This is a genomic window from Pseudomonas sp. MWU12-2029 (assembly GCF_023242425.1).
GTDB lineage: Bacteria > Pseudomonadota > Gammaproteobacteria > Pseudomonadales > Pseudomonadaceae > Aquipseudomonas > Aquipseudomonas kribbensis.
In genome coordinates, this window is sequence record NZ_JALJDY010000002.1 from 640,277 (window position 1) to 663,117 (window position 22,841).

The following is a 22,841-nucleotide window of genomic DNA, read 5'->3' on the forward strand; positions in this document are numbered from 1 at the left end:
CGCAGAAAAGCCATCAGGTCTATGGAAGTCAACTGAACGTGACACCCGGAGAGTCTTCAATGAGCAGTGTTGTGGCCATCGTCAAAAGCATTGTCGGTCAGGTTTTCGTGGTGTCCCCAGAGGGCGTCCGTCGCGTACTCGTTGAAGGCGACCGTCTGTTCGCCGGCGATCAGGTCGATACTGGCGTCTCTGGCGCGGTGTCCCTGGAACTGGCTGATGGCCGCACCCTCGATCTGGGTCGTGACACTCAATGGAGCGCCGACACTCCGGACTCCGTCACCGACCTGGCCGAGGCCACTGCGCAGGCCGCGCCGTCCGTTGAAGAACTGCAACAAGCCATTGCCGCCGGTGTCGACCCGACTACCGCCCTTGAGGCCGCCGCAGCCGGCCCGACCGCCGCTGGTACAGGCGGCGCCGCCGGTGGCGGCCACAGTTTCGTGATGCTTGATGCGACCGCTGGCCGTGTCGATCCGACCATCGGCTTCCCGACCGCGGGCATCAACTCCGGCGGCCAGGCCGCCCAGAACATCACCGGCGGCCAGACCACCGACACCACCACCAACGCCCTGCGCGACTCGACCCTGAGCCTCAGCGCCACGCCGACCATCACCGAAGCGGGCGGCGTGCTGGTGTACACCGCGACCCTGACCCAGGCGCCGCTGACCGACCTGACCGTCACCCTGTCCAATGGCGCGGTGATCGTGATTCCGGCCGGTTCCACCACTGGCACCGTCAACGTGCCGCTGGCCCCGAATGACACGGTCTACAACGACGCCAGCCAGATCAACGTGACCGTCACCGGCACAACTGGCGGCAATGGCATTACCGTTACCGTGCCGACCACTCCGGCCGTGACCCAGGTCACCGACACCATCGACACCACCACCGTCACCCTGACGGCGGGCAGCAGCGTCACCGAAGGTGGCCAGATCACCTACACCGCGACCCTGACCAACCCGGCGCAGACGCCGGTCACCGTCACCCTGTCGAACGGCTCGACCATCACCATCGGCGCCGGCCAGACCACTGGCACCGTCAACGTTCCGACAGCACCGAATGACGTCTATAACAACGGCAGCACCGTCACCACTACCATCACCGGTGCCACGGGCGGCAACTTCGAGAATCTGGTGCCGAACCCGACGCCAGCCGTCACCAATATCGTCGATTCGGTCGACACTACCAACCTGACCCTGACCGCGACCGGCACCGTGGTTGAAGGCGGCCAGATCACCTACACCGCGACGTTGACCAACCCGGCGCAGACGCCGGTGACCGTCACCCTGTCGAACGGCTCGACCATCACCATCGAAGCAGGCAAGACCAGCGGCAGCGTCAACGTGCCGACCGCACCGAATGACGTCTACAACAACGGCGGCACCGTCAGCACCACCATTACCGGTGCTACCGGCGGCAACTTCGAGAATCTGGTGCCGAACACCACGCCGGCGACCACCACCGTCACCGATTCCATCGACACCACCAATCTGTCGCTGTCCGCGACCGGTTCCGTGGCCGAAGGCGGCTCGATCGTTTACACCGCGACCCTGACCAACCCGGCCGGCACGCCGGTGACCGTGACGTTGAGCAACGGCTCCGTCATCACCATTGAAGCGGGCAAGACCACCGGCACCGTGACCGTTCCGGCACCGGCCGATGACGTCTACAAGGATGCCGGCAAAGTCGAAGTCAGCATTACCGGCACCACCGGCGGCAACTTTGAGAACCTGGTGCCGAGCACCGTTCCGGCCGTGACCGAAGTAACTGACACCATCGACACCACCACGGTGAAACTCACCGCGACCGAAACCGCAGCCGAAGGTGGCACTGTTACCTACACCGCCACCGTTGGCGCGCCGGTGACCGGTTCGCCTGTGACCGTGACCCTGGCCAACGGTCAGCAGATCACCATCGAAGTCGGCAAGACCACCGGCACCGTGACCACAACCGCGCCGAATGACGCGCTGACCGGCAATCCGCCCCTGACCAACTCGATCACTGGCGTGAGCGGCGGCAACTACGAAAACCTCGTAGCCGATAAAACCCCGGTTTCGACCACGGTCACCGATACCGTCGACACCACCAACCTGACCCTGAGCGCCACTGGCTCCGTGGCCGAGGGCGGTTCGATCGTCTACACCGCGACCCTGACCAATGCCGCCGGCTCGCCAGTCACCGTGACCCTGTCCAATGGCGCGGTGATCACCATCGAAGCCGGCAAGACCACTGGCACCGTGACCGTTCCGGCCCCTGCCGATGACGGCTACAAGGACGCCGGCAAAGTCGAAGTCACCATCAAGGATGCGTCCGGCGGCAATTTCGAGAACCTCGTTCCGAGCACTGTCCCGGCGGTTACCGAAGTGACCGACACTATCGACACTTCAACCGTGAAACTGACAGCTGACACTTCTGTCGCTGAAGGCGGCACCGTCACTTACACCGCCACCGTTGGCGCACCGGTGACTGGCTCCCCGGTCACCGTGACCCTGGCCAACGGTCAGACCATCACCATCGAAGTCGGCAAGACCACCGGCAGCGTGACCACCACCGCGCCGAACGATGTACTCAACGGCCATGCGCCGCTGACCAACTCGATCACTGACGTGAGCGGCGGTAACTACGAAAACCTCGTGGCCGACAAGACCCCGGTTTCGACCACGGTTACCGACACCGTCGACACCACCAACCTGTCGCTGACTGCGACTGGTTCGGTGGCCGAGGGCGGTTCGATTGTTTACACCGCGACTCTGACCAACCCGGCCGGTACGCCGGTGACCGTGACCTTGAGCAACGGCTCGGTCATCACCATCGAGGCTGGCAAAACCACTGGCACCGTGACCGTTCCGGCACCGGCTGATGACGTCTACAAGGATGCGGGCAAAGTCGAAGTCAGCATTACCGGTACCACCGGTGGCAATTTCGAGAACCTGGTGCCGAGCTCCGTTCCGGCCGTCACCGAAGTCACCGATACCATCGACACCACCACGGTCAAACTGACCGCTACCGAGTCGGCAGCTGAAGGTGGCACTGTCACCTACACCGCCACCGTCGGCGCGCCTGTCACCGGCTCGCCAGTGACCGTGACCCTGGCCAATGGTCAGCAGATCACCATCGAAGTGGGTAAAACCACTGGCACCGTCACCACCACCGCACCGAACGATGCACTCAACGGTCACGAACCGCTGACCAACTCGATCACTGACGTGAGCGGCGGTAACTACGAAAACCTCGTGGCCGACAAGACTCCGGTTTCGACGACTGTCACCGACACCGTCGACACCACCAACCTGACCCTGAGCGCCACTGGCTCCGTGGCCGAAGGCGGTTCGATCGTTTACACCGCGACCCTGACCAACCCGGCCGGCACGCCGGTGACCGTGACGCTGAGCAATGGCTCGGTCATCACCATCGAGGCCGGTAAAACCACCGGTACCGTGACTGTTCCTGCACCGGCCGATGACGTCTACAAGGATGCCGGCAAGGTTGAAGTCACGATCAAGGACGCGTCCGGCGGCAACTTCGAGAATCTGGTGCCAAGCACCGTTCCAGCGGTTACCGAAGTCACTGACACCATCGACACCACCACGGTGAAACTCACCGCGACCGAGTCGGCAGCAGAAGGTGGCACTGTCACTTATACCGCTACCGTTGGCGCGCCAGTGACCGGATCGCCGGTGACCGTGACCCTGGCCAATGGTCAGCAAATCACCATTGAAGTGGGCAAAACCACCGGCACCGTCACCACCACAGCGCCGAACGATGCGTTGAACGGTCATGAACCGCTGACCAACTCGATTACTGACGTAAGCGGCGGTAATTACGAAAACCTGGTGGCCGACAAGACGCCGGCCAGCACCACCGTGACCGACACCGTCGACACCACCAACCTGACCCTCAGCGCCACCGGCTCTGTCGCCGAAGGTGGTTCGATCGTCTACACCGCCACGCTGACCAACCCGGCCGGTACGCCGGTGACTGTGACATTGAGCAATGGCTCGGTCATCACCATTGAAGCGGGCAAAACCACTGGCACCGTGACTGTTCCTGCGCCGGCCGATGACGTCTACAAGGACGCCGGCAAGGTCGAAGTCACCATCAAGGATGCGTCCGGCGGCAACTTCGAGAACCTTGTTCCAAGCACCGTCCCGGCTGTCACTGAAGTCACCGACACCATCGATACATCGACAGTGAAGCTGAGCGCCGATACGTCGGTGGCCGAGGGCGGCACTGTCACCTACACCGCGACGGTCAGCGCGCCTGTGACCGGTTCGCCAGTGACTGTCACTTTGGCCAACGGCCAGACCATCACCATCGAAGTCGGCAAGACCACCGGCACCGTGACCACCACCGCACCGAATGACGCGTTGAACGGTCATGAACCGTTGAGCAACTCGATCACCGGCGTGAGTGGCGGCAACTACGAAAACCTCGTAGCTGACAAAACCCCGGTCAGCACCACAGTGACCGACACCGTCGACACCACCAACCTGTCGCTGACCGCGACCGGGACCGTGGCCGAGGGCGGTTCGATTGTTTACACCGCTACCCTGACCAACCCTGCCGGCACCCCGGTGACCGTGACGTTGAGCAACGGCTCCGTCATCACCGTCGAAGCGGGCAAAACCACAGGCACCGTGACCGTTCCGGCTCCAGCCGATGACGTTTACAAAGATGCCGGTAAAGTCGAAGTGACCATCAAGGATGCGTCCGGCGGAAACTTCGAAAACCTGGTGCCAAGCACCGTTCCAGCGGTGACCGAAGTCACCGACACCATCGACACCACCACAGTCAAACTGACTGCGACCGAGTCGGCAGCTGAAGGCGGCACCGTTACTTACACCGCGACTGTTGGCGCGCCAGTGACCGGCTCGCCAGTGACCGTGACCCTGGCCAATGGTCAGCAGATCACCATCGAAGTCGGTAAAACCACCGGCACCGTCACCACCACAGCGCCGAACGATGCGTTGAACGGTCACGAGCCGCTGACCAACTCGATCACTGGCGTGAGCGGCGGCAACTACGAAAACCTCGTCGCCGACAATACGCCGGTCAGCACCACCGTGACCGACACCGTCGACACTACCAACCTGACCCTGAGCGCTACCGGCTCCGTGGCCGAGGGCGGTTCGATCGTCTACACCGCCACACTGACCAACCCGGCGGGCACGCCGGTGACCGTGACCTTGTCCAACGGCGCCGTCATCACCATCGAAGCCGGTAAAACCACCGGTACCGTGAGCGTTCCGGCCCCGGCCGATGACGTTTACAAGGACGCGGGCAAAGTCGAAGCCACCATTTCGACGGCCACTGGCGGCAACTTCGAGAACCTGGTGCCGAGCACCGTTCCGGCCGTCACCGAAGTCACCGACACCATCGACACCACCACGGTCAAACTGACCGCGACCGAATCCGCAGCTGAAGGTGGCACCGTCACCTACACCGCGACTGTGGGCGCACCTGTGACCGGTTCGCCAGTCACCGTAACCCTGTCCAACGGTCAGTCGATCACCATCGAAGTGGGCAAAACCTCCGGCACCGTGACCACCACTGCGCCGAACGACGCGTTGAACGGCCATGCACCGCTGACCAACTCGATTACCGACGTAAGCGGCGGCAACTACGAGAACCTGGTCGCCGACAAGACTCCGGTCAGCACCACCGTGACCGACATCATCGACACCACCAACCTGTCGCTGACCGCGACCGGCACCGTGGCCGAGGGCGGCTCGATTGTTTACACCGCCACCCTGACCAACCCCGCTGGTACGCCGGTGACCGTGACGTTGAGCAACGGCGCCGTGATCACCATCGAAGCCGGTAAAACCACCGGCACCGTGAGCGTTCCAGCCCCGGCCGATGACGTCTACAAGGACGCCGGCAAGGTTGAAGTCACGATCAAGGACGCGTCCGGCGGCAACTTCGAGAACCTGGTGCCGAGCACCGTCCCGGCTGTCACCGAAGTCACCGACACCATCGACACCACTACGGTCAAACTGACCGCGACCGAGTCGGCGGCTGAAGGCGGCACCGTCACCTACACCGCGACTGTTGGCGCTCCGGTAACCGGTTCGCCGGTCACCGTGACCCTGGCCAACGGTCAGTCGATCACCATCGAAGTCGGCAAGACCACCGGCACCGTGACCACCACCGCGCCGAACGACGCGTTGAACGGTCACGAACCGCTGACCAACTCAATCACTGGCGTGAGCGGCGGCAACTACGAAAACCTCGTGGCCGACAAGACTCCGGTTTCGACTACTGTCACCGACACCGTCGACACCACCAACCTGACCCTGAGCGCGACGCCGGAAGTCAACGAAGGTGGCCAGATCACCTACACCGCGACCCTGACCAACGCCGCCGGCACCCCGGTGACCGTGACGTTGAGCAACGGCGCCGTGATCACCATCGAAGCCGGCAAAACCACCGGCACCGTGACCGTCGACGCGCCGAAGGACGATGTCTACAAGGACGCCGGCACCGTTGAAACGACCATCAAGGGCGCCACCGGCGGCAACTTTGAAAACCTGGTCACCAGCACTGCCCCGGCGGTCACTACCGTCCACGACACCATCGACACGTCCACCGTGTCGCTGACCGCCACCGCCAACGTCGCCGAAGGCGAAACCGTGGTCTACACCGCGACCGTGACGGCGCCAGTAACCGGTTCGCCGGTCGTGGTGACCCTGTCCAACGGCCAGACCATCACCATCGCCGTGGGCGAGACCACCGGCACCGTGAACTTCGTCGCGCCGAACAGCCCATTGGCGGGCGGCAGCTCGCTGAGCGTGACCATCGACAAGGCCACCGGCGGCAACTACGAGAACCTGGCGGTCGACAGCAAACCGGCCAACACTTCGGTTTCGGACACGGTCGACACCACCAACCTGAACCTGACCGCCACCGACTCGGTGGCCGAGGGCGGTTCGATTGTCTACACCGCGACCCTGACCAACCCGGCCGGCACCCCGGTGACCGTGACCCTGTCGAACGGCGCGGTGATCACCATCGAAGCCGGCAAGACTACGGGGACCGTGACCGTTCCGGCGCCAGCCGATGACGTTTACAAGGATGCCGGCAAAGTCGAAGCGACCATTTCGACCGTCACCGGCGGCGGTTTCGAGAACCTGGTGCCGAGCACCGTTCCGGCCGTGACCAACGTCACCGACACCATCGACACCACCACGGTGAAACTCACCGCGACCGAAACCGCTGCTGAAGGCGGCACTGTCACCTATACCGCTACCGTCGGCGCGCCTGTCACCGGTTCGCCTGTGACCGTGACCCTGGCCAATGGTCAGCAGATCACCATCGAAGTCGGTAAAACCACTGGCACCGTCACCACCACCGCACCGAACGATGCGTTGAACGGTCATGAACCACTGACCAACTCAATCACTGGCGTGACCGGTGGCAACTACGAGAATCTGGTCGCCGACAAGACTCCGGTCAGCACCACCGTGACCGACACCGTCGACACCACCAACCTGACCCTGAGCGCTACCGGCTCCGTGGCCGAAGGCGGTTCGATTGTCTACACCGCGACCCTGACCAACCCGGCCGGCACCCCGGTGACCGTGACCCTGTCGAACGGCGCAGTCATCACCATCGACGCTGGTAAAACCACCGGCACCGTAACCGTTCCGGCTCCGGCCGATGACGTTTACAAGGATGCGGGCAAAGTCGAAGCGACCATTTCGACGGCCACTGGCGGCAACTTCGAGAACCTGGTGCCAAGCACCGTTCCGGCCGTGACTCAGGTCACTGACACCATCGACACCACCACGGTCAAACTGACCGCGACCGAGTCGGCGGCTGAAGGCGGCACCGTCACCTACACCGCGACTGTGGGCGCGCCTGTGACCGGTTCGCCAGTCACCGTGACCTTGTCCAACGGTCAGCAAATCACCATCGAAGTCGGCAAGACCACCGGCACCGTCACCACTACCGCACCTAACGACGCGCTGAACGGCCATGCACCGCTGACCAACGCGATTACTGATGTGAGCGGCGGCAATTACGAGAACCTCGTTGCCGACAAGACCCCGGTTTCGACTACGGTCACCGACACCATCGACACCACCAACCTGTCGCTGACCGCGACCGGCACCGTGGCCGAGGGTGGTTCGATCGTCTACACCGCGACCCTGACCAACCCGGCCGGCACCCCGGTGACCGTGACCCTGTCGAACGGCGCCGTCATCACCATCGAAGCCGGCAAGACCACTGGCACGGTGACCGTTCCGGCGCCGGCCGATGACGTCTACAAGGATGCCGGCAAGGTCGAAGTCAGCATCAAGGATGCAACCGGTGGCAACTTCGAGAATCTCGTTCCGAGCACCGTTCCAGCCGTCACCGAAGTCACCGACACCATCGACACGACGACCGTGAAGCTGACCGCTTCCGAAACTGCCGCCGAAGGTGGCACCGTTACTTACACCGCGACCGTGGGCGCGCCGGTGACTGGCTCGCCGGTGGTCGTGACCCTGGCCAACGGTCAGCAAATCACCATCGAAGTGGGCAAGACCACCGGCACCGTGACCACCACGGCGCCGAACGATGTGCTGAACGGCCATGCGCCGCTGACCAACGCGATCACCAACGTGAGCGGCGGCAACTACGAGAACCTCGTAGCGGACAAGACGCCGGTCAGCACCACCGTCACCGACACCATCGACACCACCAACCTGTCGCTGACTGCGACCGGCACCGTGGCCGAAGGCGGCTCGATCGTTTACACCGCGACCCTGACCAACCCGGCCGGCACGCCACTGACCGTGACGTTGAGCAACGGCGCCGTGATCACCATCGAAGCGGGTAAAACCACCGGCACCGTGACCGTTCCTGCGCCAGCCGACGACGTCTACAAGGACGCCGGCACCGTGGAGGCGACAATCAAGTCCGCCACCGGTGGCAACTTCGAAAACCTGGTGACCAGCAACACACCAGCCGTGACCAATGTCACTGACACCATCGACACCACCACGGTCAAACTGACCGCGACCGAGTCGGCGGCTGAAGGCGGCACCGTTACTTACACCGCGACTGTGGGCGCACCTGTGACCGGTTCGCCAGTCACCGTGACCCTGTCGAACGGACAGCAGATCACCATCGAAGTCGGCAAGACCACCGGCACCGTGACCACCACCGCACCGAACGATGCGTTGACCGGCCACGCGCCGCTGACCAATGCGATCACCGGCGTAAGCGGCGGTAATTACGAGAACCTCGTGGCCGACAAGACCCCGGTTTCGACCACGGTCACCGACACCGTCGACACCACCAACCTGACCCTCAGCGCCACCAATTCGGTCGCCGAGGGCGGTTCGATCATCTACACCGCCACACTGACCAACGCTGCGGGCACTCCGGTAACCGTGACCCTGAGCAACGGCGCCGTGATCACCATCGAGGCCGGTAAAACCACCGGCACCGTGACCGTTCCTGCGCCAGCCGATGACGTCTACAAGGACGCCGGGACTGTTCAGGCAACGATCACCAACGCCACTGGCGGCAACTTCGAAAATCTGGTGACCAGCACCGTTCCGGCGGTGACCCAAGTCACCGATACCATCGACACCACCACGGTCAAACTGACCGCGACCGAGTCGGCAGCTGAAGGCGGCACCGTTACTTACACCGCGACTGTTGGCGCGCCAGTGACCGGCTCGCCAGTCACTGTGACCCTGTCCAACGGTCAGACCATCACCATCGAAGTGGGCAAAACCACCGGCACCGTCACCACCACCGCGCCGAACGATGCGCTGACTGGCCACGCGCCGTTGACCAACGCCATCACCAACGTTTCCGGTGGCAACTACGAAAACCTGGTCGCCGACAAAACACCGGTTTCGACCACCGTTACCGACACCATCGACACCACCAACCTGTCGCTGACCGCGACCGGCACCGTGGCCGAGGGTGGCCAGATCACCTATACCGCGACCCTGACCAACGCCGCTGGCTCGCCAGTGACCGTGACGTTGTCGAACGGCGCGGTGATCACCATCGACGCGGGCAAAACCTCTGGCACCGTCACTGTTCCGGCGCCAGCCGATGACGTCTACAAGGACGCCGGCACCGTTCAGGCCACGATCAAATCCGCCACCGGCGGCAACTTCGAAAACCTGGTGACCAGCAACACACCAGCCGTGACCAACGTCACCGATACCATCGACACCACCACGGTCAAACTGACCGCGACCGAAACCGCTGCCGAAGGTGGCACCGTCACCTACACCGCTACCGTGGGGGCACCAGTTACCGGCTCGCCAGTGACAGTGACCCTGTCGAACGGCCAGACCATCACCATCGAAGTGGGCAAAACCACCGGCACCGTGACCACCACCGCGCCAAACGATGTGCTGACCGGTCACGCGCCGTTGACCAACGCCATCACCAACGTTTCTGGCGGCAACTACGAAAATCTGGTCGCCGACAAAACACCGGTTTCGACCACCGTCACCGACACCATCGATACCACCAACCTGTCGCTGACCGCGACCGGCACCGTGGCCGAAGGTGGCCAGATCACCTACACCGCGACCCTGACCAACGCCGCTGGCTCGCCAGTGACCGTGACCTTGTCGAACGGTGCTGTCATCACCATCGACGCGGGCAAGACCACCGGCACCGTGACCGTTCCTGCGCCGGCCGATGACGTCTACAAGGACGCCGGCAACGTACAGGCAACAATCAAGTCCGCCACCGGTGGCAATTTCGAAAACCTGGTGACCAGCACCACGCCAGCGGTGACCAGCGTCACCGATACCATCGACACCACCACCGTGAAGCTGACGGCGACCACGACAGCGGCCGAGGGTGGCACCGTCACCTACACCGCCACCGTGGGTGCACCTGTCACCGGCTCGCCAGTGACCGTGACCCTGTCGAACGGTCAGTCGATCACCATCGAAGTCGGCAAGACCACCGGCACCGTCACCACCACCGCGCCGAACGACGTGTTGAATGGTCATGCGCCACTGACTAACGCAATCACCGGTGTAAGCGGCGGCAACTACGAGAATCTGGTCGCCGACAAGACTCCAGTCAGCACCACTGTCACGGACACCATCGACACCACCAACCTGTCCTTGAGCGCCACCAATTCGGTCGCCGAGGGCGGTTCGATCATCTACACCGCCACCCTGACCAACGCTGCGGGCACTCCGGTGACCGTCACGTTGAGCAATGGCGCCGTGATCACCATCGAGGCGGGTAAAACCACCGGCACCGTGACTGTTCCGGCTCCAGCCGATGACGTCTACAAGGACGCCGGTACTGTTCAGGCCACGATCACCAACGCCACCGGTGGCAACTTCGAAAACTTGGTGACCAGCAACACGCCAGCGGTGACCAACGTCACCGACACCATCGACACCACCACCGTGAAGCTGACGGCGACCGCAACAGCGGCCGAGGGCGGCAATGTTGTCTACACCGCGACTGTTGGTGCACCGGTGACCGGTTCGCCAGTGACCGTGACCCTGTCCAACGGCCAGACCATCACCATCGAAGTGGGCAAGACCACCGGCACCGTGACCACCACCGCACCGAACGATGCGTTGAACGGTCACGCACCGCTGACCAACGCCATCACCAATGTCAGCGGCGGCAACTACGAAAACCTCGTAGCCGACAAGACGCCTGTGTCGACCACCGTCACCGACACCATCGACACCACCAACCTGTCGCTGACCGCGACCGGCACCGTGGCCGAAGGTGGTTCGATCGTCTACACCGCAACGTTGACCAACGCCGCCGGCACTCCGGTGACCGTAACCCTGAGCAACGGCGCCGTGATCACCATCGACGCCGGCAAAACTACCGGCACCGTGACTGTTCCTGCGCCAGCCGATGACGTTTACAAAGACGCCGGCACCGTTCAGGCAACAATCAAGTCGGCCACTGGTGGCAACTTCGAAAACCTGGTGACCAGCAACACACCAGCCGTGACCAACGTCACCGACACCATCGACACCACCACCGTGAAGCTGACGGCGACCGCAACAGCGGCCGAGGGCGGCAACGTGGTCTACACCGCAACTGTCGGCGCGCCAGTGACCGGTTCGCCAGTGACCGTGACCCTGTCCAACGGACAGACCATCACCATCGACATCGGCAAGACCACCGGCACCGTCACCACGACGGCACCGAACGACGTGTTGAATGGTCATGCACCACTGACCAACTCGATCACCAACGTCAGCGGCGGCAACTACGAAAACCTCGTGGCCGACAAGACGCCGGTCAGCACCACCGTGACCGACACCATCGACACCACCAACCTGTCGCTGACCGCGACCGGCACCGTGGCCGAAGGTGGCTCGATCACCTACACCGCGACCCTGACCAACGCGGCAGGCACGCCGGTGACCGTGACCCTGAGCAACGGTTCGGTGATCACCATCGAGGCCGGCAAAACCACTGGCACCGTGACCGTTCCGGCACCGGCTGACGACGTCTACAAAGACGCTGGCACCGTGCAGGCAACCATCACCAACGCCACCGGTGGCAACTTCGAAAACCTGGTGACCAGCAACACGCCAGCGGTGACCAACGTCACCGACACCATCGACACCACCACCGTCAGCATCACCGGCAGCACCTCGGTGACCGAAGGCCAGACCGCGACCTACACCGTGAGCCTGACCCACCCGGCGCAAACCGAAGTGACCCTGAAAATCGTCTACAGCGGCACCGCCGCCGACGGTTCGGACTTCACCGGCGTGTACACCGTGAAGATCCCGGCGGGCGCCAGCAGCGCGCAGTTCAACGTCGCGACCATCGACGACAAGATCACCGAGGGCACCGAGAACTTCGTGGTCAAGATCGACTCGGCCACCGGCGGCAACTTCGAGAACCTGGCGGTCAGCAGCACCAACGGCAGCGTCAGCACTTCGATCATCGACAACGATGCGCCACCGGTCATCGACCTCGACGCCAACAACTCCAGCGGCGCCACCGGGGCCGACTACAAGGTGACCTTCACCGAGAACACCCCGGGCGCGGGCGTGTCGATTGCCGACACCGACATCAGCATCACCGACCCGGACAGCACCATGCTGACCGGCGCCACCATCGTGCTGACTAACCGTCAGCCGGGCGACTCGCTGAACCTGGGCAACAGCGTCAACGGCATCACCATCAATGCCAACAGCAAGGATGGATCGATCACGCTGACTCTGTCGGGCAACGCGACGCTGGCCGACTACATGCAGCAGATCAAGAACATCACCTTCACCAACAACAGTGAAGATCCGAGCACCGTGCCGCGCATCATCACCGTGACGGTGACCGATGGCGGCAACTACTCCAACGTCGCCACCACCACGGTCAACGTGGTGGCCGTCAACGACGCGCCGGTCGCAGCACCGGTCAACGTCACCGGCACCGAAGACACCCCGCTGATCCTCGGCTGGTCGACCTTCGGCGTCACCGACGTCGACAGCCCGGCCTCGAGCCTGGGCGTGAAAATCACCCAGCTGCCGGGCGAAGGCAAACTGCAGTACCTGGACGGTTCGACCTGGAAAGACGTCGCCACCAACCAGACCTTCAGCAAGGCCGACATCGACGCCGGCAAGCTGCGCTTCCTGCCGGATGCCAACGAATCGGGTGTGAACGGTTATGGCGGCACCGGTCTGGGCAACAACCAGGCGGACTACGCGCAGATCAAGTTCCAGCCAACCGACGGCCAGCTGCTGGGCAACACCGGCACGATCAAGATCGACATCACGCCGGTGGCGGATGCGCCGACCCTGTCGGTGGCCGACAACAGCGTGAAGTCCACCGGGCTGGTCAAGGACGTCTGGACCGGCCTGTCGGGCCTGGGCACCGACGGCAGCGGCGCCAACTCGACCACCCTGAAAAACGTGATCGACGGCGCAGGCAAACCGAACACCAGCGGCACCGTGACCAACGTGCAGTCCGACGGCAGCGTAGCCGCCGGCACCGCCTCGAAGACGTCCGGCCTGATCTACCTCGAAGCCGGCAAGACCTACACCTTCACCGGCACCGGCGATGACAGCCTGCTGGTGAACATCGGTGGCAAGAACGTGGCCTCCACGACCTGGGGTGCGGGCGGCAACCTCAACGGTTCGTTCACCCCGACCACCAGCGGTTACTACACCGTGGAGATCTACCACCACAACCAGAGCGGCCCGGGCAGCTACGACGTCAACCTGTCGGTCAACGGCGGTACGCCGATCGACCTGAGCAGTGCCGGCGTGCCGATCTACACCGGCGTACAGGACCTGGTGAACTCCGGTGTGACCGTCTCCGATCTGCACGGCACCAACGGCGAAGGCTATTACGACGGCTACAAGCTCAACACCGGCGCTGAAGGCACCACCGTGAAACTGTCGTCGATCAGCACCGCGCTGACCGACACCGACGGCTCGGAAACCCTGAGCATCAAGATCAGCGGCGCACCAGTCGGTTCGGTGCTCAGCGATGGCGCGGGCCACAGCTTCACCGTGACCGCCACCAGCGGCGACGCCAACGTCACCGGCTGGAACCTGGGCAGCCTGACCGTGACCCCGCCGGCCTACTACAACGGCCAGTTCAACCTGACCGTGACCTCGACTTCGACCGAGGCTCTGGGCGGCTCGGCCAGCACCACCGCGACCATTCCGGTCTCCGTGGTGCCGGCGGTCTACAACTCGATTGTCGCCACTTCGGCTGACGACACCGTCACCGGCACCGACGGCAACGACATCATCGTCGCCGACATCGGCGGCCTGACCGTGGTGCCGGGCACCAACTACAACATCGCGTTCATGGTCGACAGCTCGGGCAGCATGAGCGCCTCGTCGATCAACGCCGCGAAGGACTCGCTGACGTCGGTGTTCAACACCCTCAAGCAGAGCATGGGCAACAACTCGGGGACGGTGAACATCTTCCTGGTGGACTTCGATACCCAGGTCAACAAGTCGGTGTCGGTGAACCTCAACGACCCGAACGCGCTGACCAAGCTCAAGGCAGTGCTGGACTCGATGACCTCCGGCGGCGGCACCAACTACGAAGACGTGTTCAAGGCTACGGCCAACTTCTTCCAGAGCGCCGAAGCCGTTGCCAACACCGGGGCGAAGAACCTCACGTACTTCATCACCGACGGCCAGCCGACCTACTACCAGAGCGGCGAGCAGACCAACCCGACGCTGTACGGCAACGTGAAGCTCGACGACGTGGTGAAGACCAGCAATTACAAGCTGGGCGACAGCTTCAGCACCTACATCGACAGCACGCACTACCTGACCATCAGCACGGCGGGTGCCGTGGTCCTGCAGACGTACAAGAACGGCAGCTGGAACTGGAGCAACGTGGGCACCATCCACGCCCAGGGCGACGGCACCTACGAGCTGTCGAGCCTGGCAGGCTCCGGCAGCAGCACCAGCCAGGCCACCACTGACAACGCCAACAGCGCCTTCGCACTGCTGGGCAACCTGTCCAATGTGGAAGCCATCGGGATCAACAGCGGTGTCAGCCTCAATGACCTGAAACCGTACGACACCGATCACAACCCGCAGACCAACATCGATCCGAAGGACCTGGCCAACTCGATCATCGGCCACACCGAAGCGACGATGCCGGGCAACGACACCGTCAACGGTGGCGACGGCAACGACATCCTGTTCGGCGATCTGGTGAGCTTCAACGGCATTGCCGGCGAGGGTTACCAGGCGATGCAGGCGTTTGTCGCGCAGCAGACCGGCGTCGATGTCAGCAAAGTCACCACCAGCAACGTGCACCAGTACATCACCGAGCACTATCAGGCGTTCGATGTGTCCGGTGCCCACGACGGCAACGACACGCTGCTGGGTGGCGCAGGCAATGACATCCTGTTCGGCGGCGGCGGCAATGACGTGCTCGACGGCGGCAAGGGCAATGACATCCTGCTCGGCGGCTCCGGCAACGACACGCTGATCGGCGGGCAGGGCAACGACATCCTGATCGGCGGTTCCGGTGCCGACACCTTCGTCTGGAAAGCAGGCGACACCGGCAACGATGTGATCAAGGACTTCAACGCCAGCGAAGGTGACCGCATCGACCTGCGCGACCTGCTGCAGGGCGAGTCCGGCAGCACCATCGACAACTTCCTGAAGATCACCACGGTCGACGGCGTGTCGTCGCTGCAAGTCAGCTCGGCGGGCAAGTTCAACTCCGCCGATGCGGCTGCTGCCACACCGGACGTGACGATCAAACTGGAAGGCAACAACTGGTCCACTGCCAACATTCACAACCTGATTGCCGGCAGCGATCCGACCATCAAGGTCGACCACAACAACAGCTGATGCGTGAACAAAACGGCCGCCCCAATGGGGCGGCCGTCACGTTTGCGTCTTTCTTCCCGGTGACGATTGCGTCGCCGCACCGCATACTCCCGTGCAGTTGGCTATGCTGCTGACAGCATGACGCCGGTCCATTTCCGAGGGATGCTCAATGTTTTACGTGCAACGCGATGCACAGGGTCAGTTGGTTCGCGTGGAAGCTGCGGCCTGGGCCGAGGCCACGGAAACGCTGCCCGCCGACCACCATGAAATCCAGGCCTGGTTTGCCAACGCGGCCGTGGAAAACAGCCTCAAGCAGCTCAAGCAGAGCGACCTGGAAATGATCCGGGTACTCGACGACCTGATTCAGGTCCTGACCCAGAAAGGCGTGATCCGCGTCACCGACCTGCCGCCGGCGGCCCAGGCCAAGCTGATGGACCGGACCCAGGCCCGGGAAGCGTTGGGCGGGTTGAGCCAGTTGATTGATGATGAAGAGACCGGGTTGATCTGATCTCTTTTGTCCTGCCCGCTCCCGCGCTGCGCGTGGGAACGGGCAATTCATCACCAGGGTTTCGGTTCACCGAAAAGCTGCCCCTGAACCCCATACAACCCCATCTCGCGAATCACCGACAATTCCCCTTCCGTCTCGACCCGCTCGGCAATCAGCGGCAGATCGATGCTGTGCGCCGCCCGCTGGATCGCCTCGATGAACAGGCGCTTGTCGCTCTCCTGGTCGATCGCGCGGATGTAGCTGCCATCGATCTTCAGGTACGCCAGCCCCAGCCGCGCCAGGTTGCCGATCATGCTGAAGCGCCCGCCGAAGCGTTGCAGGCTCAGGGAGAAACCGAGTTCGCGCAAACGTCGGGTCAACTGTTCCAGCACCGCTTGTTCCGGCAGTTGCTCCTCGCCAATTTCCAGGGTCAGTCGCGGCCCCAGATTGGAATGCGAGCGCAGGATCTCGAAGACTTTGTTCAGCGCCTGTGGATCGGCCAGGGTCGCCGAGGACAGGTTCAGCGCCAGGGATTCTTCATGGCCGGCCATTTGCTCCAGCACTCGCTCGAGCATCAGCCGGTCCAGCCGTGCGGTCCAGCCAAAGCGCTCCAGCCACGGCAGGAAACGCCCGGCGGGAATGGTCTGGCCCTGTTCGTCGAGCAGGCGCGACAGCACTTTGTAATGCAGCACCAGTTGCGTGTCCTGCGCTGCCACCACTGGCTGGAAGAACAACTCGAAACGCCGCTGGTTCAGCGCCTGATCGAGCAAGCGATGCCAAGCGTGATGATCGTCGCCGACGTCCGCCACCAGGCTCTGGTCGAGGCACGCCCAATTCTGTTCGCCCTGACCTTCGGCCTGAGCCAGGGCCTGATCGCCGAGGCTGAGTACCGCTTGCGGGGAATCGCCGTGGGCGAACGGTGCCACGCCGATGGAAGCCACGGCGGCCACGTCGGTGGCGCCCGTCGCATGCAGGCTGCCCAGGGCGCTGTCGAGACTCTGCGCCAGTTGCAGCGCTTCTTCGCGGGTCAGCCCCGGCGCCAGCACGGCGAATTCACCGCCACGAATGCGGGTCACGAGGTTCTGGGTTTCCGGGTATTTGGCGCACTCGCGAGAGAGTTGCTGGCCGACCGCTTTCAACAATTCATCGGTGCGCTGACCGCCGAGACGCTGGTTCAAACCAGCCAGATCCTTGACCCGAAGCAACAGCAAGTAACCTGAGCTGGCCTGTTCCGGGTTGCTCACCCGGGCGTTGAGTTGCATCTCGAAGTAGCGTCGGTTGGCCAGCCCGGTGAGGTTGTCCTGATAGGACTCGGTGCGCAGTTTTTCACTGCGCTCGGCCTGCTCCTGGAACAGCGCCTTGAGCTTCTCGACCATCTGGTTCATGGCCAGCACCACGCGACGCAGTTCAGGCGTGCGCGGCAGGTCCGGCAGGCTGAGGAATTCGCGACGGGCGATGGCGTGGGATTGTTTGACCATGTAGTCCAGCGGCCGCAATTGCCGGCGCAGCAACAGCGCACCCAGCACCGCACTCACCGCACCGCAGACCAGCAGCCAGCCCAGGCTGCCGATTGCGCTCTGCCAGAGTTTGGCCAGGGCGAACATCGGGTGGCTGACCACCTCGACCCGCGCCGCCTGTTCCCAGCCACGGCTGACCAGTGCATCGCCGCCGGCCGGCTCAAGGCCGATCAGTTTGACGAACCAGTCCGGCACGTTGGTGACGGCGGGAATGCCGCTGCGCTCGACGATGGTCTGGTCGGTCTTCAGATCGACCACGCGGATGCTCGAGTAATAACCGCTGTCGAAGATCGAACTGACCAGCAGCTCGACCATCGCCGGGTCGTCGATGTTCGGGGTCAGCGACAACGCCAGCGCCGTGGCGGCGTCCTGGGCGTGGGAGCGCAACTGGTTGACATACTGGGTGCGCGAGCTCTCCAGGCTGACCATGAAGCTGCCGGTGAAGGCGACCACGAGGAACAGACAGATAGCGATCAACAGCTGTTTGAACAAGGACATCTGAGCGCGTGCTCCTAGTTAGTCGTCTCGACCGGGAATCCTTCGGCCTGCATTTTTTTCAACACATCCTGCCAGCGTGACAGGCGTTTGGTGTCGCCGACCTTTTTGTTGCCCTTGGCTCCCGGCAGATACAGCCCTTCGGCATTGAAAGAGTAGACCGGCAGCAAATCGGTTCGCTCGGAGGCCGGCCTGATCGGGTCGATCAGGCTGTCGAGCACCAGCGGCATGGCATCGGGACTGGAATAGTAGGTCAACACCATGTGCGCGCGGTTCTGCCGCAGGGCCTTGACGTAGGTGATGCGCAACTTGTCACTGGCCACGCCGAGGTGGCGCAGGCTGAAATACTTGGCGATCGCGTAGTCTTCGCAGTCACCGGCGCCTTTCCACAAGGCTTCGATGGGGGTCTCCCAATAATCGACCTGGCCCCACAGATCGATGTCCTCGACGTAGCGCATCTGTTTGTTGAAAAACAGGTTCACCACCTTGAGCTTTTCCATCTCGCTGACCTGCTTCTGGGTGGCCAGCAGATTCTGCCAGGCATCGATCCGTTGTTGCCCGGCGCCCAGCGGTCCGTACAATGCCGTGGCCTTGCGGCTGATCGCGGAAAAATCCCAATCGGCATGCAGACCGCCCAGCATGACGCCGGCCAGCAGCAGCGCGCAGGCAAGCCAGCGCGCAATCCGGGGAATCGCGAAACGTACCGCCAATGCAAGGCATCCAGGGCAGGAGGAAAGGCGTTTGATGGTGAAGGTTAGCCGAGCAAAAAACAATGGCACCCTGAGATCATCGCCCGCGCGCTAAACTTCAGATGTGACAGGGTTCTTCTACACGGTTTGACAACCTGTAGAGCAATCACTAGTGTCCTTTGGATCCAAATTTCGCAGTCAACAGGGTGTGCAGTTGTGACCCAGAAGCCCAAGCCACTCCACAGCATCAAAGTCGAAGGGCCGATTCCCGCGCATCTGGCGCGCTCGGTCATCGAGGAAACCCTGCGCTCGGCGATTCTCGACGGGCGCCTGCCGTGCGGCACCGCGGTCCGCCAGCAGGATCTGGCGGACCTGTTCGGCGTCAGCCGCATGCCGGTACGCGAAGCGTTGCGTCAGCTCGAAGCCCAGGGCCTGTTGAGCGTGGTAGCCCACAAAGGCGCCGTGGTAGCGCCGCTGATCCAGGGCGACGCGACCGAAACCTACGAACTGCGCATCCTGCTGGAATCCGAAGCCCTGCGTCAGTCGATCTCGCTGCTGACCAGCGCCGACCACGAACGCGCCGCCGGTTACATCGAAGAGCTGGAAACCGAGCACGACTACACGGAGATCGGTCGGCTCAACCGCCTGTTCCACATGACGCTTTACAGCAAATCCCCGAACGGCCGCCTGCTGCGGCTGGTCGAGGACGGTTTGAATGAAGAGGAACGCTTCCTGCGTTTCAACCTCGAGGCCATGGGCCTGGGCAAGATCTCCCAGGACGATCACCGCGCGTTGCTGCAAGCCGTGCAGCAACGTGACACCCCGCTCGCTGTGGCATTGCTGGAGCAGCACCTCAACCGCGGTGTCGAGGTCATCACCCGTTACCTCGCCAGCCCCGCCGCACAAAACCGCAAGACAGCCCGCTGATTCCCCCCTTCCGGGTGAGCTCCCGCTCACCCGGCGAATAACCCGCTTACAAATCCCCACGCCAGTCACGCTCAATTGCCGTGGCACTTCGGCGCCTTCGCTCTAACCTCCCCCCTGCTTTGGACAGCCCGGAAATTGCACCGCAAGGAAGTCATTTTCGACGATAGCCGCGGCGCCGATTTACGCGCACCCTTGAATCGCCAACCCAAATAGAACGGGGACGCGCCGCCCCGGCAGCAGTCTCCGCAACAGGAACCTACGGAAGGAGCCTTGTCACGGGAAAAGGAAGATTCGCCGCCGTATCAGGCCAACTTCATCCCCTCAGATCATTTCAATTACTTACTTCAAAAGTTGCTTTGAGTGAGGCATTCACTCTTGTTATTCAATTTTGGCCTTTAAAGGCCGAAAGGAGCAACTACGCCCAAATAAAACTTAACTTAAAAGTTTTATCAGCTTCGCTCATACTTGAAAAACAGCAAACTTAAATTAATTAAAAATATACTTGTTAAGTTGTTTTGCGATGTATTAGTTTTTCTACGCCGGGTTTATACCGAACCGAAAAGCCGGCAAGCTCCAACAACATGGCCCGCTGCACGTCAGTCTCTCCTGGCGTTCCGATGTACCGGGCCTCTCGATACAACTTCAACTTTCATCGAAACGAATGAGGCTATCGCTCGCCTGGAAACTATATCCAACGTTGTTAGCCATTGATTGAGCAGTCCCTATATCCCTATAAGCCAGAGGCTCGCATCATGCCAACTAAAGAACAACTCGCCCAAAAGAAAGCCGAACTCAGCGTTCACCCGATCTTCTCCGAAATCGATTCGCTGTCGGTGTTGCGACGCTTCATGGAATCCCATGTCTTTGCCGTATGGGACTTCATGTCGCTGACCAAACGCCTGCAACAGGAACTGACCTGCACCCGACTACCGTGGCTGCCGCCGCGCGATCCCCATGCCGCACGATTGATCAATGAAATCGTGCTTGGCGAAGAGTCGGACGATCGGCTGTCACACGGGCATTACAGTCATTTCGAGTTGTACCTGGATGCGATGCGCGAAGTCGGTGCGAGCACCTCGGCGGTGGAGCGCTTTGTCGCGCTACAACAGGAGGGCGTGAGCTATGACGTCGCGCTGCAAAGTGTCGAGGTCGACCCGGCCGCCGCGCAATTCGTACGCGACACCCTGCACACCGCGCTGCATGCACCGGGGCACAGTGTAGCCGCGGCTTTCCTGCATGGTCGCGAGAGCGTGATCCCGACCATGTTCCAGCGCATGCTCGATGCCTGGGGCATCGGCGTGGAGCAGGCGCCGACCTTCCGCTACTACCTGGAGCGACACATCGAAGTCGACTCCGAAGACCACGGCCCCGCCGCCGAGCAACTGCTGGAGCGCCTGGTCGATGGCAATCCGCAGCGTGAGGCCGAGGTCTATGCCAGCGCCATCGCTGCCGTGGAAAGCCGCATCGCCCTGTGGGACGGCCTGCGCCTGAGCATGCGCGAGCCGCTGGCGGAGGTGGCCGAATGAACGCCGCCGACTACCAATCCTTCGCCGACGCCTGGGAAAGCCGCGCCACCATCCGCACCCGGCCGCGCCGCGTGCTGGAGGACGATACGCGGCTGATCTATCCGCTCAGTCGCCAACCCTTGGTGCTCAGTGAAACCTTCCTGCGCGAATGCCCGGAACAGCGTGATTTTGCCCTGGTGCAGACGCTGTACAAGTTCATCAACGACGTGGTGATTTTCGAGACCGAGATCGTCGACAAGACCGCCCGCAGCATTGCCAAGAACCGCTTCGCCGTGGCGTTCCCGTTCGCCTGTCGCTACGACGCCATGACCGTGGTCGTGGACGAGGATTACCACGCGCTGGTGGCGATGGATTTCATGCAGCAGACCGTGGCCATGACCGGCATCGAACCCATCGAGTTGCCGAATGAAATCGAACTGAGCCGGGCGATTCCGGCCGCCGTCGAATTGGCCCCGGAGCACTTGCGCAGCGCCGTGGAGCTGATCTGCGTCGCCATCGCCGAGAACACCGTGACCGGCGATGTCGCGGCGTTCGCCCGGGACGACACGGTCAAGCCGTCGATCAAGGGCCTGATGGCAGATCACTTGCTCGACGAGGGCCGTCACTCGAGTTTCTGGGCGCGGATGGTGCGCATCTACTGGCACACCGCGAGTGACGCGGATCGCGAATGTATCGCGCAGATCCTGCCGGTGTTCATCGGCCACTACCTGACCAACGACATCCAGAAGTCGTTCGACCTGCGCCTGATCGATGCCTTGCCGGTCAACGATGCGACCCGCCGCGCACTGAAAGACGAGATGGCCGGGCTGGCCTTCCCGATCAATCGCCACCACCCGCTGGTGGGCAACATCGTGCGCTTTTTCCACAACAGCTCACTGCTCGACACACCGTGCGTACAGCACGCCCTGCGCGACTACCTGGTTTGACAC

The 22,841-nt window shown here is 62.6% G+C and carries 7 protein-coding genes; 5 read left to right on the forward strand and 2 right to left on the reverse strand.

Going from position 1 to position 22,841, the window contains the following annotated elements; genetic code table 11:
* Positions 1-59: 59 nt before the first annotated feature.
* A complete protein-coding gene (locus M5B44_RS07800) occupies positions 60-16,292 on the forward strand; it encodes an immunoglobulin-like domain-containing protein (protein ID WP_248738734.1) in 16,233 nt (5,410 codons plus the stop codon).
* Between the two features lie 148 nt (positions 16,293-16,440).
* On the forward strand, positions 16,441-16,779 hold the full coding sequence (locus tag M5B44_RS07805; RefSeq protein ID WP_085712603.1) for a tryptophan synthase subunit beta: 339 nt from the start codon (positions 16,441-16,443) through the stop codon (positions 16,777-16,779).
* Between the two features lie 50 nt (positions 16,780-16,829).
* On the opposite strand, the gene lapD is transcribed toward M5B44_RS07805, so the two are convergent.
* Positions 16,830-18,773, reverse strand: coding sequence for a cyclic di-GMP receptor LapD (gene lapD, locus M5B44_RS07810; RefSeq protein ID WP_248738735.1), 1,944 nt, complete (start codon positions 18,771-18,773; stop codon positions 16,830-16,832).
* Positions 18,774-18,787: 14 nt separating this feature from the next.
* Complete coding sequence (gene lapG, locus M5B44_RS07815; protein ID WP_114880931.1) at positions 18,788-19,480, reverse strand: cysteine protease LapG; 693 nt, start codon at positions 19,478-19,480, stop codon at positions 18,788-18,790.
* Positions 19,481-19,675: 195 nt separating this feature from the next.
* Here lapG and M5B44_RS07820 point away from each other — a divergent pair, with 195 nt between their 5' ends.
* From M5B44_RS07820 to M5B44_RS07830, 3 genes are all read left to right on the forward strand, one after another.
* Positions 19,676-20,386 carry a GntR family transcriptional regulator gene (locus tag M5B44_RS07820; RefSeq protein WP_248738736.1) on the forward strand — a complete coding sequence of 237 codons (711 nt, stop codon included), beginning with the start codon at positions 19,676-19,678 and terminating at the stop codon, positions 20,384-20,386.
* A gap of 752 nt (positions 20,387-21,138) precedes the next feature.
* Positions 21,139-21,912: a DUF3050 domain-containing protein gene (locus tag M5B44_RS07825; RefSeq protein WP_263860132.1), complete on the forward strand. Its 774-nt coding sequence runs from the start codon at positions 21,139-21,141 to the stop codon at positions 21,910-21,912.
* A complete protein-coding gene (locus M5B44_RS07830) occupies positions 21,909-22,838 on the forward strand; it encodes a diiron oxygenase (RefSeq protein WP_248738737.1) in 930 nt (309 codons plus the stop codon). The genes M5B44_RS07825 and M5B44_RS07830 overlap by 4 nt, the downstream gene beginning before the upstream one ends.
* Positions 22,839-22,841: the final 3 nt, after the last annotated feature.

Coding starts and splice junctions, on each gene's coding strand:
- M5B44_RS07800 (WP_248738734.1), top strand. CDS start 60: ATGAGCAGTGTTGTGGCCATCGTCAAAAGCATTGTCGGTCAGGTTTTC.
- M5B44_RS07805 (WP_085712603.1), top strand. CDS start 16,441: ATGTTTTACGTGCAACGCGATGCACAGGGTCAGTTGGTTCGCGTGGAA.
- lapD (WP_248738735.1), bottom strand. CDS start 18,773: ATGTCCTTGTTCAAACAGCTGTTGATCGCTATCTGTCTGTTCCTCGTG.
- M5B44_RS07825 (WP_263860132.1), top strand. CDS start 21,139: ATGCCAACTAAAGAACAACTCGCCCAAAAGAAAGCCGAACTCAGCGTT.
- M5B44_RS07830 (WP_248738737.1), top strand. CDS start 21,909: ATGAACGCCGCCGACTACCAATCCTTCGCCGACGCCTGGGAAAGCCGC.